This window comes from Mesorhizobium sp. B2-7-1, assembly GCF_006440735.1.
GTDB lineage: Bacteria > Pseudomonadota > Alphaproteobacteria > Rhizobiales > Rhizobiaceae > Mesorhizobium.
In genome coordinates this window covers 26,526-42,318 of record NZ_VFUA01000016.1, presented here as the reverse complement: position 1 = coordinate 42,318, position 15,793 = coordinate 26,526, and the positions used below count along the sequence as shown (strand labels likewise).

Annotated in this window: 13 protein-coding genes; 7 read left to right on the top strand and 6 right to left on the bottom strand. The window is 62.4% G+C overall.

Annotated elements, in window-relative coordinates; genetic code table 11:
• Positions 1 to 365 precede the first annotated feature (365 nt).
• From FJ471_RS09160 to FJ471_RS09150, 3 genes are all read left to right on the top strand, one after another.
• On the top strand, positions 366 to 563 hold the full coding sequence (locus FJ471_RS09160) for a hypothetical protein (RefSeq protein WP_140802893.1): 198 nt from the start codon (positions 366 to 368) through the stop codon (positions 561 to 563).
• A 105-nt stretch (positions 564 to 668) separates the two neighbouring features.
• Complete coding sequence (locus FJ471_RS09155; protein WP_140802857.1) at positions 669 to 1,121, top strand: DUF2231 domain-containing protein; 453 nt, start codon at positions 669 to 671, stop codon at positions 1,119 to 1,121.
• A gap of 40 nt (positions 1,122 to 1,161) precedes the next feature.
• Positions 1,162 to 2,451 (top strand): sorbosone dehydrogenase family protein, encoded by a 1,290-nt coding sequence (locus FJ471_RS09150; protein WP_246684665.1) that lies wholly within the window; start codon positions 1,162 to 1,164, stop codon positions 2,449 to 2,451.
• A gap of 45 nt (positions 2,452 to 2,496) precedes the next feature.
• On the opposite strand, the gene FJ471_RS34725 is transcribed toward FJ471_RS09150, so the two are convergent.
• Positions 2,497 to 2,658 (bottom strand): hypothetical protein, encoded by a 162-nt coding sequence (locus FJ471_RS34725; protein ID WP_181179270.1) that lies wholly within the window; start codon positions 2,656 to 2,658, stop codon positions 2,497 to 2,499.
• A gap of 677 nt (positions 2,659 to 3,335) precedes the next feature.
• Positions 3,336 to 3,617 carry a hypothetical protein gene (locus tag FJ471_RS09140; RefSeq protein ID WP_140802854.1) on the bottom strand — a complete coding sequence of 94 codons (282 nt, stop codon included), beginning with the start codon at positions 3,615 to 3,617 and terminating at the stop codon, positions 3,336 to 3,338.
• 139 nt (positions 3,618 to 3,756) lie between these two features.
• Here FJ471_RS09140 and FJ471_RS09135 point away from each other — a divergent pair, with 139 nt between their 5' ends.
• Complete coding sequence (locus FJ471_RS09135) at positions 3,757 to 4,968, top strand: FAD-binding oxidoreductase (protein ID WP_140802853.1); 1,212 nt, start codon at positions 3,757 to 3,759, stop codon at positions 4,966 to 4,968.
• A 29-nt stretch (positions 4,969 to 4,997) separates the two neighbouring features.
• Here FJ471_RS09135 and FJ471_RS09130 read toward each other — a convergent pair whose 3' ends face one another.
• The gene (locus FJ471_RS09130) at positions 4,998 to 6,011 is read right to left on the bottom strand and encodes an ATP-dependent DNA ligase (protein WP_140802852.1); all 1,014 of its coding nucleotides are present in this window, start codon (positions 6,009 to 6,011) and stop codon (positions 4,998 to 5,000) included.
• Positions 6,012 to 6,483: 472 nt separating this feature from the next.
• On the bottom strand, positions 6,484 to 6,927 hold the full coding sequence (locus FJ471_RS09120) for a PPC domain-containing DNA-binding protein (RefSeq protein ID WP_140802850.1): 444 nt from the start codon (positions 6,925 to 6,927) through the stop codon (positions 6,484 to 6,486).
• 247 nt (positions 6,928 to 7,174) lie between these two features.
• Between FJ471_RS09120 and FJ471_RS09115 the strand changes: the two genes are divergently transcribed.
• The 3 genes from FJ471_RS09115 to FJ471_RS09105 are packed head-to-tail and all read left to right on the top strand — an operon-like array spanning position 7,175 to position 11,050.
• The gene (locus tag FJ471_RS09115; RefSeq protein WP_246684660.1) at positions 7,175 to 7,744 is read left to right on the top strand and encodes a (2Fe-2S)-binding protein; all 570 of its coding nucleotides are present in this window, start codon (positions 7,175 to 7,177) and stop codon (positions 7,742 to 7,744) included.
• Position 7,745: 1 nt separating this feature from the next.
• Positions 7,746 to 8,768 carry a xanthine dehydrogenase family protein subunit M gene (locus tag FJ471_RS09110; protein WP_140802848.1) on the top strand — a complete coding sequence of 341 codons (1,023 nt, stop codon included), beginning with the start codon at positions 7,746 to 7,748 and terminating at the stop codon, positions 8,766 to 8,768.
• A gap of 2 nt (positions 8,769 to 8,770) precedes the next feature.
• Positions 8,771 to 11,050: a xanthine dehydrogenase family protein molybdopterin-binding subunit gene (locus FJ471_RS09105; protein ID WP_140802847.1), complete on the top strand. Its 2,280-nt coding sequence runs from the start codon at positions 8,771 to 8,773 to the stop codon at positions 11,048 to 11,050.
• A 22-nt stretch (positions 11,051 to 11,072) separates the two neighbouring features.
• Here the strand turns inward: FJ471_RS09105 and FJ471_RS09100 are convergent, their stop codons facing one another.
• Positions 11,073 to 12,785, bottom strand: coding sequence for an HAD family hydrolase (locus tag FJ471_RS09100; protein ID WP_140802892.1), 1,713 nt, complete (start codon positions 12,783 to 12,785; stop codon positions 11,073 to 11,075).
• Between the two features lie 489 nt (positions 12,786 to 13,274).
• Positions 13,275 to 15,731, bottom strand: a complete 2,457-nt coding sequence (locus tag FJ471_RS09095; protein WP_140802846.1) for a membrane-bound PQQ-dependent dehydrogenase, glucose/quinate/shikimate family — start codon at positions 15,729 to 15,731, stop codon at positions 13,275 to 13,277.
• Positions 15,732 to 15,793 lie beyond the last annotated feature (62 nt).

The following is a 15,793-nucleotide window of genomic DNA, read 5'->3' as shown; positions in this document are numbered from 1 at the left end:
TCGTCAATCAAGGCGACGAAGCACCCGCATTTGCCGGATGCTGTCGATATCAGCCGGATAGGGCCGAGACCTAGATAAGGCGCTGGGCCGCCTGTTCCCTGGCGCAGCCGGCCGTCGGCTGAACGGATGTGGGTGTTCGGTTTCTTCAACGCTGATGGGCGCGATCGCCACAATTTTTCCGCCCTCGTCGAGGTTGGGCGTCGTCACCAAGAGCAGTCGCGTCGGCGCCTCTCGGCTAGGGCTTGCGGGACGATTACTGCGACCTGGCGTGGAACCGTCTGGTCGCTGGTTGGTTGGCTGAATATGAAGCGACGCGAGAGGTCAATGCTCGCCACGCAAAAATGCCTAAAGGTGAGGAGGCCAGTATGGCTTCGCGACGCAACGGTGCTCCCGGCACTACCGAGCAAAAGCCGCGCTGGGAAGGTCCGCCCGAAAATCGGCCGCCCGGCTATCTGCCCGCGCAAGACAATCCGGACAAGGATCGCGATGCTGCGGGTGAAAACCTGAAAGATCCCGATAGACGCGGACTGCGCGATGCCGTGAAAACGAAACGGAGCAAATAGCAGCGCCGCCTGCGCGATCACCTTCCGGTGACCGAATCAATTTGGTGGAACATTCGCCTTTTCGCCCTGTTGGATTTCCACCAGCAGCGCGGAAAGGAGCATCCCATGGACAATCCGCGATCCACGGCCAGCATAGCCGGCCATCCTATACACCCAATGCTCGTCACCATCCCGATCGCCTGTTTCGTCGGGACCTTGCTCACCGATATCGCCTACTGGCGAACAGCCGAAATGACCTGGGCCAATTTCTCGGCCTGGCTCCTCACCGTTGGCGTCATCGTCGGCATCCTGGCCGCCATAGCGGGGCTTACCGACTTTCTAGGCGGCCGCAAGATACGAGACCAGCCCACCGCGTGGCTGCACATGGCCGGCAACCTCGTGGTGCTCGTTCTGTCCTTCTTCAACATGCTGATCCACACGCGCGACGCATGGACGTCCGTCGTGCCGACCGGGCTGATCCTGTCGGCGCTGGTGGTGATCATCCTGATCTTCACCGGCTGGCTCGGCTGGGCGCTGGTCTACCGGCATCACGTAGGAGTGGCCGATGAGACGGTTTGATAGCGCGATAAGAAGGACGACGGCGGCGCTTTGCTGTGCAATGGCCCTGGGCGTTGCCGGCTGCAGCGACGACAACACCGACCCGAACACCCAGGTCGGTCCCAATCCGAAGCTGCCGGAGATAAACCAGTACCTGTTCCCGCCGATGCATCTGGCCTCGGTGGTCGGCTGGAAAAACGACGAAAAGCCGACTGTTGCGCAAGGCCTGCAGATCGAGGCGATGGCCAAGGGGCTTCAGCACCCGCGCTCGCTTTACGTGCTGCCCAATGGCGACATCCTGGTGGTGGAGTCGAAGGCGCCGACCGAAGCATCGGTCAAGCGGCCCAAGGACATCGTCATGGGTTGGGTGGAAGGCTGGGTCACCTCCGGCGGCGACACCGGGCCGAGCAACCGCATCACGCTGTTGCGCGACACCAATGGCGACGGCAAGCCGGACTACAAGGGCGTGTTCCTCGACCATCTCAACTCGCCCTTCGGCGTGGCGCTGGTCGGCAACGATCTCTATGTCGCCAACACGGACGCGATCATGCGCTATCCCTACCAGCCGGGCGACACCAAGATCACGGCGCCGGGCACGGTGCTGACGCAGCTGCCAGGCGGGCCGATCGATCACCACTGGACGAAGAGCCTGGTGGCTAGCCCTGACGGTTCGCTGCTCTATGTCGGCGTCGGCTCGAACAGCAACATCACCGAGAACGGCATCCAGGCCGAAAAGGACCGCGCCGCGATCTGGGAGGTCGACCGCGCCACTGGCCGCTCGCGGATTTTCGCCAGCGGGCTGCGCAACCCGAATGGGCTATCGTTCGAACCGGAAAGCAAGGCGCTCTGGACGGTGGTCAACGAGCGCGACGAGCTCGGGCCGAACCTGGTGCCGGACTACATGACCTCGGTGAAGGACGGCGCCTTCTATGGCTGGCCCTACAGCTATTATGGCCAGCATGTCGATCCGCGCGTGATGCCGCAGCGGCCGGACATGGTGGCGAAGGCCATTCCGCCGGACTACGCGCTGAGCTCGCATGTCGCGCCGCTCGGGCTTGCCTTCTACACCGCAAGCAACCTGCCGCAATCCTATCGCGGCGGCGCCTTTGTCGGCGAGCATGGCAGTTGGGACCGCTCCCGCTTCAACGGTTACAAAGTGGTCTTCGTGCCGTTCAGTGGCGGGCATCCGAACGGCATGGCGCAGGACGTCGTCACCGGCTTCCTCAACGACAAGGGCGAGGCGAGGGGCCGTCCCGTCGGCGTAGCCGTCGATAAATCCGGCGCGCTGCTGATTGCCGACGATGTCGGCAACACGGTATGGCGGGTGACCGCGGCGGCGCCGGCTTCGTGACGAGCTATTACGATCGCTAGATTTGAAACGCTTGATACGTCAGACTCAGCCTTCGTCCTTGGTTTTCCGGGCTTCATCCTTGGCCTTCGCTTTCCCATGTTCTTTGGCCAGGTCTTTTGCTTGTTTCGGGGAAACGTCGGTTTGCTCGGCTATCCGCAGAGCTTCCTTGTCCGAAATGCGATGATCTTTCGAAGGGGTATTGGCCATCACAAAACTCCATGGGGTTGATTACGGCAAACGCCGTTCCCAAGGCGAACCTTCAGGTGACTTTTATGTTCCAGGCTGCTGCAGATCACCTCAAAAAGTGGGCGGCTGCGGTTGGTGAGCAACCCCTTTGCCGTGCAGGAGAACCCTGCAGTGGAACCTGCGCTTGGCCAGCATGTTGTTCCATCAGGTAACCCCCGTAGCAGGCACCCGAGATGGCCAACGAAGTCCCGACGAACAAAGCTCGACAAGGTAGAACCGGCACGCACGTGCTTTACATCCTCATCGGAGGATTGCTTTTGGCCGGCGTCGCGTGGGGCATCGCTGAATTGTATGGGGAACAGGCTAAATCACCGTCGACGCAGCAACCCAGCCAGAACTCAACTGCCCCAGCTTCCGACACGTCATCGGATCCGGCAATGTCGAAGACAGACACTGTGAACGGCCAGCCGGCAGATCAAAGTACCCAAGTGGATAGGAATCCAACGCCCCAGTCCAGTACAGGTGGCGACCAGCCGCGAACGCCGCCTTCGCCGCCCGCTTCGCCTTAAGCGAATGATGCCGTTCGCGGCAAGTTATGCTCGATCCACTTTGTACTGTTGGTCCCCCATCTCCAGTCCGCGCCGCTTTGGACCTACAGGCAGAAGTGTATGCGGCACGCCGCCGAACCACTGTCGCCCCTAAATCTCGTCAAACCGGCTGCCTTCCCGGGATGGATCGCGCGACAAAACGCGTTCTTCCTCATCGTCTGGAAGAGCTTCGTCGCTTTCCTGGAACGGGTTGTCATCGTCTTCTTCCGGAAGGTCTCCCTCCGGTTCGGCATCGTTCTTCGGGTCGCCGTTCACCGCGACGCTGTCGGGCAGGATTCTGCCGCCCTCGAGATCGTCCCAATCCTGTTGCTCGATGGTCGGAGCTTCAGTTTCCTCGGGCTTTTCAGGCCGCTTCCTGTCTTGCGGGTCCATGGTCTTCTCCAATGTTGAGCCTCGTCTGGAGAACCTCGCGCGGGAAAAGTTGTTCCGACCGTGCCATGGATTGCCAATGCCATCGATGGGGGGAACGGCATGGCGCGTTGCGACTTATCGTGCGGAACCGGGAACTTTCATGCTTCGCAAACTCGATCTCAGAAGCGGCACACCTGTCTGGTCTGCCTATCGCTCATCCGCGGTGCCGGCGGATCGGCTGACCCGAGATGTAAAGACCGACGTCCTGATCGTCGGCATGGGCATCAGCGGCGCCATGATCGCCGAGGCGCTGACCCGCGATGGCCATTCCGTGATTTGCATCGACAGGCGCGGGCCGCTGAAAGGTTCCACGGCGGCCACGACGGCGCTCGTCCAGTTCGAGATCGACCAGCCGCTCATAACGCTGTCCAATATGATCGGAGGCGATGCCGCTCGGCAAGCTTGGCGGCGCTCACGACTGTCGTTGCTCAACCTGCGCGGACGCATCGCGGAACTCAATATCAGCTGTCGGGCGGCAGGCACGCCGTCGCTTTATCTTGCCGGCAATCGGCTCGATGCGTCGGACCTGCGCCGCGAGGCGCAAGCACGTCGCGACGCGGGCATTGGAGCGTCCATCCTGACACGCCAACCGCTGAGAGAGACTTTTGGGATCGACCGCGCCGCAGCAATTCTGAGCCATGGCAATCTGGCGCTCGATCCGCGCAAATTGACGTCCGGACTGCTGAGCGCGGCCCTGCAACGCAAGGCGCGTTTCCATGCGCCGGCGGAAGCGACTGCGATCGAGGGCAATCGGCTCGGCGTGACGGTGGCGACCCGGGATGGCCCTATGATTAAGGCCCACCATCTTGTTCTCGCAACCGGATACGAACTGCTCGATATCGTGCCGAGTACCGGCCATCGCATCATCTCGACATGGGCGATCGCGACGCGGCCACAGCCGAAAAAACTCTGGCCGCTCGCCGCCATGTTGTGGGAGGCGTCAGATCCTTACCTTTATGTCCGTGCCACATCCGACGGCCGCGTGATCTGCGGCGGCGAAGATGAGGAGTTCACCGACGAGGAACGGCGGGACGCCTTGACCGCGCAGAAGACGGATCGACTGGAAAAGAAGCTCGCGAGCATCTTTCCGCAGCTCGACACGGCGGCTGAATTCGCCTGGAGCGGTTCCTTCGGAGCCACGGGCACCGGACTGCCCATCATAGGCACCCTGCCGGGACATCCGCGCGTGCAGGCGGTGATGGGCTACGGCGGAAACGGGATTACTTTTTCACAGATCGCGTCCGAGATCGTCTCGGCTTCCATCGCCGGCAGGGAGGATACGGATGGAAGCCTCTTCGCGTTCAAGGCCTGAACTTCCAGGCTTACGCTCGGCAGATCGGGCTACTCGATCTGCTCGAACGTGCATTGGCGCGGCGCCTTGTCCGGCCGCCAACGCAGCAACCTTGTGCCATGCCGGAAGCGATCGCCAGTGACATGATCGAAACGAACCTCCACCACGAGTTCCGGCTTTACCGGCTCCCATTCACCGCTGCGCTCGGTGCTCCAGCGGCTAGGCCCCCCTGGCGCCTTGCCGGTGAAGCCCGACCCTCCGCGCAACGCCTCGAGCTTCGTCGTGAGCGCCGCGCGGTCATCGTTGGATATGGTGGATGTAAAGCCGACATGGTCGAGCTGCTCATTGTCATTGTAGAGGCCCAGCAGCAGTGAGCCGACCTGCCGCTTGCTGTTCAGATAGCGGAAGCCGCCGACCACGCAATCGGCTGTGCGCAGTCGTTTTACCTTGACCATCGCGCGCTCGCCCGGACGATAAGGCTCGTCGAGCCTCTTGGCGACGACACCATCGGTCGAGCCATGACCAGCGCCTCGCAGCCATTGCGTAGCCGTGGCGACGTTCGTGGTGGATGGCGAGAGCCGAAGCCCGCCGTGGGACGCCTTGGCCAGAAAAGTCTCCAAAGCCTTGCGCCGATCGCTCAAAGATCGATCGAACATGGTCTTGCCGCCTGGGGCGACGAGCATGTCGAACAGGATCAGCTGCGCCGGCGTCTCCAGGCTCAGCTTGCGGATGCGGCTCTCGGCCGGGTGCAGCCGCATTTGCAACGCGTCGAAGGAAGCACCACCGTCGATCTCGATGACGATCTCGCCGTCGGCGACGAAATCCTCGGCGTCGAGGCTTTGAATCGTCGCCATCAATTCGGGAAAGTAGCGACCAAGCGGCTTTCCGGATTTCGCCCTGAGATCGACCGCCTTGTCGTCTTTGAAGGCAAGGCAGCGGAAGCCATCCCATTTCGGCTCGTATTGCCAAGAACCATCTCCCTCCGGCAACACGTCAGCGGATCGCGCCTCCATCGGTTGCGTGTCCAAGGGTAACGGAAAGTCGTTCCTTTTCGTCCCTACCATCGTTCTTCCGTGTCATGGTGCGGCAGGTCAATGCCGCAGCAAACCCAAGCGAGCCGCTGGGAGGAGCCATAATTATGTCGTGGCTCAAGCTCGGCCGGCTCGTCGAAGCTCCCGATATGCAGCGCGACCTCGTGCGGATTCGCGTCGTAGGCGAGGGTAAGCGGTGTACCGCAGGATTGACAGAAGCTTCTCCGGGCGATTGGCGAGGACCGGCGATAGGTTGGTTCCGTGGTCAGCCAGGAGAGGCCGGCCACAGGCACCCAGGCTAATACAGCGAAGGCACTCCCGGTCGCACGGCGGCACATATCGCAGTGGCAATAATGCACGCGCGGTTCGCTGGTCAGGCGGTAGCGGATGTTTCCGCACAGACACCCGCCATTTCGCTCGACGGCTGCGTTTGGCATAAACACGTCCGGTTCTTCCATCGAGTTTGAACGCCTTATCGAAGCTGCGGTTTCGGTAGAACAGGATGTTAGGCGTCAAGCTCGATCAACGCGATGCCGAGGGCTCGTCGTTTCGTGCGCCGCAAATGCACAGGCGATTCCGTCACGGTGACTTCGAGTGTCGGCTTCACTATGCCTTCGAGCAGATGCCCGCCTCGGGTCGATCCGTCGCTTAGGCCTAGCACTGCGTGCAAATGCAGGCTTGGCTTGCCGCTGTCGTCGATGGCAATGTCGCCGATCGCGCTCAGCACTTCGCATTGTTCGTCGACCGGGATATTGCGGTAGGATTTCGAGCTGAAATCGAACCAGCCGACCTTAGCCTTCTCGAAAGCGCCGATCGCTGTCAACGAGGCGCCGGTAATCCCCTTTTGCCCGGCGAAGCCGGTAAGCGACGCAAAGGCTTCCTCGCCCGGATCGAGCACGACCACGAATATTCTTTGCCCGGAGGCTTCAGCAACCAGCTTCGATTTCATGACGCCCTGCCGACGGAGGTTGATTATATCAGAACTCGTGGCTACGCCGCATGTTCCAGCCGGTTGCCGGAAGCTTCGTGAGGTTGCAGCTCACAGCACTGCCGCTCACGCTTTGGTGAAGCTTCCCGGTCGTGGGCTGGGAACAATGCAAAGGTTGAAAGGTTAGCGCCCGGACGAGCCCAGCCAGGAGCGAGCCATGTCCCAACCCACAGTCCTCCCCAGCAACGGTATCAGCCGAAGAAACTTCATGGCAGCCACGGTCTCGGCGGCTGCAGTCGCGCCGGTGCTTGCTCCGCCCGCGCAGGCTGAGGCGCGGGACACGGCCCAGCCGAAACTGAGGCAGCCGGTTGTGACCTCGCTGCGCATAAACAAGCAGGCCCATCAGCTTTCGCTCGATACCAGAACCAGCCTGCTCGATGCGCTTCGCGACCACGTCGGGCTCACCGGCACCAAGAAGGGCTGCGACCACGGCCAATGCGGCGCCTGCACGGTGCTTGTCGACGGCAAGCGTGTGCTGTCTTGCCTGAGCTTCGCCGTGATGAACGAAGGCAAGGACATCACAACAGTCGAAGGGCTCGCTTCCAGCGATGGCAAGCTGCATCCGATGCAGCAGGCTTTCATCGACCATGATGCGTTCCAGTGCGGCTACTGCACCCCGGGCCAAATCCTATCGGCGATCGGCTGCGTCAATGAGGGCCACGCGGGATCCGAAGCTGACATCCGCGAATATATGAGTGGCAACATCTGCCGCTGCGCCGCCTATCCCAACATCGTCGCCGCTGTCCTGCAGGCACGCGACGAGACGAAGGGAGCCTGACATGCGACCCTTCATCTACGAACAGCCGACCGACATTTCCGCTGCGGTCGCGATCGCCTCACGCTTCACCACCAAGGACGACCAACCGACACGCGCAAATGCGCAGTTCATCGGCGGCGGAACCAATCTTGCCGACTATATGAAGCTCGGCGTTGCCGAGCCCGGCCGGCTGCTCGACCTCAACCGGCTCGAGGACCCTGGTCTCAGGCAAATCCGGGTCACCGATGACGGTATCCGCTTCGGCGCCCTGGTGCGGATGGGGGAGGCCTCCGACCACGCGGAGGTCAAGCGCCGCTATCCGGTCATTGCCGACAGCCTGCGGCTTGCCGCCAGCGGCCAGATCCGCAACATGGCGAGTCTCGCCGGCAATATCCTACAGCGCACGCGCTGCGAATATTTTCGCGAGACGTCCTGGCACTGTAACAAGCGCGTGCCCGGTTCGGGTTGCGCGGCAATGGAAGGGTTCAATCGGCAGCACGCGGTGCTGGGGGGCAGTGATGCCTGCATCGCCACCTATCACGGCGATTTCGCCCAGGCGCTGATCGCGCTCGATGCCGTCCTTCATGCCGAAGGCTCGCGCGGCGCACGAAAGATACCATTCGCGAAGTTGCATCGGCAGCCTGGCGACACGCCTCATATCGAGACCGACCTCGCCGCCGACGAGATTGTCAGCGCCATCGAAGTGCCTGCGATAGAGTGGGCGCGACGCTCGCTCTATCTGAAGATCCGCGACCGTGAATCCTATGCCTTTGCGCTGGCTTCAGCCGCCGTTGCGCTCGACCTCGACGGCGACAATGTTCGTGAAGCGCGCATCGCGTTGGGCGGCGTGGCGACGGTGCCTTGGCGCGCCCGGGCGGCCGAAGAAGCCCTGCAAGGCAAGAAGCTGGACGAGACATCGGCAGGAGTTGCGGCGGATGCGGCCTTCGCCGAAGCACAACCGCGCCAGCACAACGCATTCAAGATCGAACTCGGCAAGCGAACGCTGGTGCGCGCGCTGCTCGAAGCCCGCGACATGGAGGTGTGACCATGGACACAGCTGCTCCAAGACCCAAAGAGAACCAGGGCGCACCGCTGCCGCGCATCGATGCGCGCCTGAAAGTCACTGGACAGGCGCATTACCCCGCCGACTTGCCCACCGCCAACATCGCCTATGGCGCGCTGGCGACCAGCAGCATCGCCAGAGGCAAGGTGACGAAGCTTCATCTCGACGATGCCCGCGCGGTGCCCGGCCTGCTCGACATCGTCACCTATGGCGATATGGATAAGGTCGACAAACCGAAATTCGGCAATTCCGGCGCCACCTCGATCGGCCCATTGCATGACCGGACGATCTTCCATGACGGGCAGATCATCGCGCTCGCCGTCGCCGAGACTTTCGAAGCGGCTGAAGAGGCGGCGCAGCTGATCCGCGCCGAATATGAGGACGACAAGCCAACCGCCAGCTTCGACAGCCCCGGCACGAAAACCGTCCCGGCGGCTGGCAAGAGCCCATTGTTCAAGGAAGACGTCAAGGCAGGCGATTTCGACGCGGCTTACGCTGCCGCAGCGGTCAAGATCGACCAGCGTTACTCGACGCCTACCCAGCACCACAATCCGATCGAGTTGTTTTCAACGACCGCGTTCTGGGAGGGCGACCAGCTTGTCGTGCACGAGGCCTCGCAGAACGTCACCGGCTGGAAAGTCGAGCTCGCCAGGCAATTGAAGATCGATCCCGGCAAGGTACGCATCGTCAGTCCTTTCATAGGCGGCGCCTTCGGCTCGAAAGGACCGATGACGCCTCGCACCGCGATCGTGGCCGTTGCCGCCAAGCGGCTCGGACGTCCGGTGCGTTGCGTGACCAGCCGCATGCAGGCGTTCGGCATCCAGACCTATCGGGCCGAAACGCGGCACCGCATCCGCATCGGCGCCGGCAAGGACGGCCGTATCACCGCTTTCGCGCATGAGGGCTGGGAGGTTACGTCGCGGCCCGACCTTTATGTCGTCGGTGGCACCTCGGCGACTGGCCGGATGTATGACTACGGTTCGGTGCTGACGCATGTCTCGCTGGTGCAGGCCGACCGCAATACGCCTGGCTATATGCGCTCGCCGCCCGAAACCCCTTACGTCTACGCGCTGGAGAACGCCATGGACGAAATGGCGGTGACGCTCGGCATGGATCCGGTCGAGTTCCGTCGCATCAATGAGCCGAAGACTGAGCCGATCGGCAAGAAACCGTTCTCCAGCCGCTCGCTGATACAGTGCTACGATCAGGCGGCAGAGGCGTTCGGATGGGCCAAGCGAGATTCCAAGGTCGGCGCGATGCACGACGGCGACTGGCTGATCGGCATGGGCTGCGCCACGGCCATCTATCCGACAGCGGTAGCCCCATGCGCGGCACGCGTGCGGCTCACAGCTGACGGCGAAGTTCGGGTGCAATGCGGTTCACATGAGATCGGCACCGGCGTGCGCACCGTGGCCGCTCAGATGGCGTCGGAGCGGCTCGGCGTCGGCATCGATAAGATCAGCGTCGAAATGGGCGACAGCAGCCTGCCTCCGGCTCCGGTCTCCGGTGGGTCGATCTCCACGGCCAGTGTCTGCTCGGCGGTGCTCAAGGCATGCGACGCGATCCGCACCAAGCTCTATGCCGCCGCGACCGCCGAGGGTGGTCCGCTGGCCGGTTCCCATAACGAGGAATTCGACCTCGCCGACGGAAAGATCGTGGCAAAGGGCGGTGCGTCTGCCAAGGTCGAGGACGTCCTGAAGACCATGCAGGTCGGCGCCATCGAGGAGTATGTGGAGTTTGCGCCGAAGGGCGCGACGCCCGAGGCGCTGAACAAACTCTATGCCGGCACGCCGGAATTCCACGGCGCCGACCAGGATGAGGACTCCGTCAAGTACGCCTTCGGCGCCGAGTTCGTCGAAGTCCGCATCAACAGGTACACGAGGGAAATCCGCGTGCCGCGCATCGTCGGCGCCTTTGCCGCCGGCCGCATCATGAACACCCGCACCGCGCGCAGCCAGCTTATGGGCGGCATGATCTGGGGCATCGGCCAGGCGCTGCACGAGGCGACCGAAGTCGACAGGCGCTATGCCCGCTATGTGAACCGCGACCTGCAGGACTATCTCGTGCCGGTCAATGCGGACATCAAGGACCTGCAAGTGATCCTGGTGCCGGAGGTCGATCACGCGGTCAATCCGGCCGGGGTGAAAGGCCTCGGCGAACTCGGCAATGTCGGCACGGCCGCGGCCGTCGCGAGCGCGGTCTATCACGCGACCGGCAAGCGCATCCGCGACCTGCCGATAAGGATCGAGCACTTGCTCTCATAGGCGCGCGCCTGCCAACTAGATGCTATCTTTCAGGAGCGGTTGCGGGCGCTGTATAGCGCCTCCGCACGGCGTCGATCACGAGCTTGCGGCTTTCGTCTGCCGACAATGTCTTGTTCTTCTCGGCCTCCGTCGTCTCGCGGGCGAGGTCCTTGTCCCTGATCTGCTGGCGGAACCATTTGGAATAGTCGCCGGCGCGCAGGTGGTAGTCCCAGGTCTTGTCGTCGATGCCTTCCGCCATCTGCGCGAAGATGATGAGATTGTGGGCTCTAAGGTTCATCGCCTTCTTCGGCCCAGTGAAATAGAAGCTCCCAGCTTCGTCGAGTTCGCCTTCGGCGTATTTTCGGCTATGGCGCTTGAGCGACTGACTGGGCTCGATCGCCTTGACCGTGAACGGCTTCTTGTCGTCATGCGGCCGCCAGAACAGCACCCGGTCGCCCTTGGGCAGGGGAATGTTCTTCGGTGCCTTGAGCCCTGTTTCCTTGCAGAAGGTCTTGATCACGCCCTTGGCCTTGGGTCCGAGCGCGATCACCGCCGTCACCAGCCGCAACGCATCGGTGGAAATCGCTTCGGGATGGACGGTGATCAGCACCGTGCCGGGCAGCTCAATCGAAAGCACGGATCGCGTGTCTCCGCGCCGCTTGGGCATCAAATGATGCGCCTCGTCGATGATCAGCCAGTGCGGCCTTGCCGTCCGGTAGCGGACATTGCCGAGGCCGGGCAGCAATTCGGCGAAGAAATCGGGCCGCTCGTCTACCTTCAGCGCCAGGCCGTTGACCACGACATTGGTCTGCGGCTTCTCGATCAGTTCCAGCAATTGCTCCTTGTTCGGAGCGGTCGAGCCGTTGCCGAGCGGCACCGCGCCTTTCAGCCCGTCATAATCGCCCTCGGGGTCGAAAATGCAGAACTGCAGGCCTTTCTCGACCAGCCGCTCGGTGAGCGCCGTGGCCAAGGTCGATTTGCCGATGCCGGAGCTTCCGGCGATCAGCACCGTCTCGGTCGGCGACAGGTAAATCTCGTTGCCACGCGAAGTCCCGAGCAGCACGCCGCGCGAGCGTTTCTTGGACAGCAGGTGATCGCGCTTGATCAGCTTGCGGATCAGCTCCTCGACGCCTTTGCCGCGCTGTTCCTTGGTGATCAGGTCCGCGGTTTCCTTGACGGCGGGCAAGGCATTGGCGACTGCGATGCTGCAGCCGGAGGCTCTGAGGAAGGCGTGGTCGTTCTCGGCATCGCCGACGGCGACGACATTGTGCGGCGACAGCTTCAAATCTTCGAGCGCAGCCGCCAGGCCGGTGGCCTTGTTGATGCCGGAGGGCAGGATCATCACCGCGCCCTTGTTGAAGATGATCTCCAGATCCAGCCCGAGCTTCTTGATGACGTCGAGCACGGTGGCCTGATGCGGCTCCCAGGTGGCGACGATCGAGCGGCCGACCGACAGCGGTTTCACGCCGCGTCTTTTCAGTCTGTCGACGAGATCGGCGGAAGGCGAGGGCGAGATCGTGCGCTCTTCCTCGCTGGCCGGCGTGTAGACCAGCGCGCCGTTTTCGGCGACCACCTTGTCGAAGAGCGAAAGCTCGGGAAAGACTTCCTTGAGGTCGGGCAGCTCGCGGCCGGTGACTAAGATGAGCTTGCGGCCGGATTTCTTCAACTTTTCCAGCGCCGCGACCGTGCTTGCGTTGACCAGCCCGTCGTGCGCCAGCGTGCCGTCATAGTCGGTGGCCAATGCCATGAAATACATCGGTGTAGCTTTCGTTCTCATTGCGTCGATGCGTGAGGCGCAAAGTCCCGGAATGCCGAAGAACGCGTCGAAGGCCTAAAGGCTCCGCTTCATGGACGGAACTCACCCATCGGCTTCGACGGGGACACAACACAAGCGATGAAATCGTCGCCAATGCTGCTCGCCATGGCAATCGCCCGGAATGATAACTGAGGCAATGGCTCGCTTCAGCGGAACTCTGTCCGTTTGTAGCCGTTTTTCCGCACTACTTTGGCTGGCGGTGCAGGTTTCACACCTGGCCCGTGAGCTGCGTTCCAGGATAGAGAGACCTTGATGTTTCACATCGGCATATGGATGCTGGTCATTGCCGGCGTTCCCGTGATCCTGATCTTGATCTGGATGTTCTCCATAGCCAGACGCCGAAGCGCACGAGCGCGCAACGCGAATCGTTCAGAGACCGGAGCGGATGGCGGCCATACCAACGTTTCATAGCTTGCCAGGTCGGGAGACTCAGCCCGCAGGCAGGGCATAGGCTATAACCTCGTCGCCGACCTTGGTTTCCATGAAATGATGGCCGCCAGGTGCGATGACAATATATTGCCTGCCATCGACCTCGTAGGTCATCGGCGTCGTCTGGCCACCGGCGGGTAGATCGGCCTGCCACACCTGCTTACCGGTCTTGATGTCGATCGCGCGCAGCTTGTTGTCGGTGGTCGCGGCGATGAAGATCAGGCCGCCGGCGGTCACCAGTGGACCGCCATTGTTCGGCGTTCCGATGGTGAGCGGCAGCATGGACGGAAGGCCGAATGGTCCGTTGTTGTCGGCGCTGCCGAGAGGCTCGTCCCACAAGGTCTTGCCGGTCTTGAGGTCGATGGCGCGGATGTGGCCATAGGGCGGCTTCGAGCAGAGCAGGCCGGTGGACAGGCGCCAGCCCGCATTGACGGCAATGGCGTATGGCGATCCAGACTGCGGGTCGCCGATGTCCTTGGCTTTTTTCGAACTGCCACCTTTGTCGATCGGCTTGAAGCCCATCTGATCCGCTTTCTCGCGCGGGATGAGCTGGTTGTAGTTGGGCATGTCGTTGTAGTTGGCGATAAGTACGCCGCTGTCTGTGTCGACGGCGACGCTGCCCCAGTCCGAGCCGCCGTTATAGCCGGGGTATTCGATGAACGGCTGGTTCACCGTAGGTGGCGTATACTCGCCTTGATAATACGCGCGATGGAATTGAATGCGGCAATAGAGCTGATCCAGGGGGCTCATGCCCCACATGTCCTTTTCGGTCAGCGCCGGCTGGTCGAGATGCGCATAGCCGGAATAGGGCTGGGTCTTCGAGAGCTCGTTCGGCTCGACACCGCCCGAAGGAACCTTGCGTTCCTCGACCGGGAAGAGCGGTTTGCCTGTCTTACGGTCGAGCACGTAGATCTGGCCCTGCTTGCTCGGCACGATGATGGCCGGGATCTTGCCGGTCGCGGTCGGGAAATCGACCAGCGTCGGTTGCGAGCCGAGGTCATAATCCCAAAGGTCGTGATGCACCGTCTGGAAATGCCACACCGGCTTGCCCGTCGTGACGTCGATGGCGACGATCGACGAGTTGTATTGGTTCTCGAAATCCTTGCGGTCGACACCGTAATAGTCGACCGCGGCATTGCCGAGGGGCACATAAACATAGCCGAGCTGCGGATCGGCGGCAGCAACGGTCCACATGTTCGGCGTGCCGCGTGAGTAGGTGTCCCCGGCGGGCGGCGCACCGGTTCGATCGGGATGCCCCATATCCCAGGCCCAGGCCAGCTTGCCGGTTGTGGCGTCGTAGCCTCGGATGACCCCGGACGGCGCGTCCTCGGCCTGTCCGTCCTTGACCTGAGCGCCCACCACGGCGATGCCGCGCACGATCGTTGGCGGCGCGGTGACCGAGTACCAGCCCGGGACCGTTTCACCGATGCCCTCCGTAAGGTCTACACTGCCTTGCTGGCCGAAATCGGCGCAGGGCTTGCCTGTCTTGGCGTCCACCGCGATCAGTCGAGCATCGAGGGTCCCTACGATGATCCTGGTGGCGCAGGCTTGATCGGCGCCGGCACCCGGCACCGCGAAATAGGCAACGCCGCGGCAGCTTGCTCCGTACGGGATAGCCTTGTCGGAAACCTTCGGATCGTAACGCCACTCTTCCTTGCCGGTCTTGGCATCGGCCGAGATCAGGATGTTCTTGGCCGAGCACGCATATAGATGGCCGCCGATCTCGAGCGGCGTGTTCTCGGGCGAATACATATCCTTGGCTGCCTTGCTCGGCATGTCGCCGGTATGGAAAGACCAGACGCGCGTCAGCTTCGAAACGTTGGACGCTGTGACTTGGTTGAGCGGTGAATAGCGCGTTGCAAGTTCCGAACCCCCATAGACCGGCCAGTCGTTGCCGACCTGATGGATCGCGGCGTCCTGCGACGCCGCCACGCCGTTCGGCGCGGACTGCGCGGCGGGCGCCGGCGGTTGCGCCGGTTGTGACTGCGCCAAGGCATTCATGTGCAAGAAGCCGAACGCGCCCAGTGCAATGACCGGCAGCAGCAGGCTTGTCACATAGGCGGCGTTCCTGCTGCCTCGGCTGCCGATGTCGCGGAAGGCCGGAACGGCAAGCAGGACGAAGATGAGGATAATCGTGGGAGCCAAGACGCGCGGCATCAGCGCCCAGCCGTGGAGACCGACCTCCCAATAGGCCCAGGCAACCGTTGCGAGCCATGTCAGGATGTAAAGCCAGACACCGGCCATGTTTCCTGCCAGCAGCAGAATGCCCGCGAGCAGCAATGCGATGCCGGCGGGCAGGTAATACCAGGAACCGCCGAGCGCGATGAGCCAAGCGCCGCCGCCGCCGATCAGCAGGCCGAGAATGACCAATAGGATGCCGACCAGCGCTCTCCACCAGTAGGCGACGCCGCGATGGCGCAGAGGACGATAGGGGTTGTTTGCAGCGGCGTCGGTCATGGCATTTTCCAGCGTGAAACAGATCGTGATGTCTGGCGAACGCATGCAGCGAGCAGTGGTTG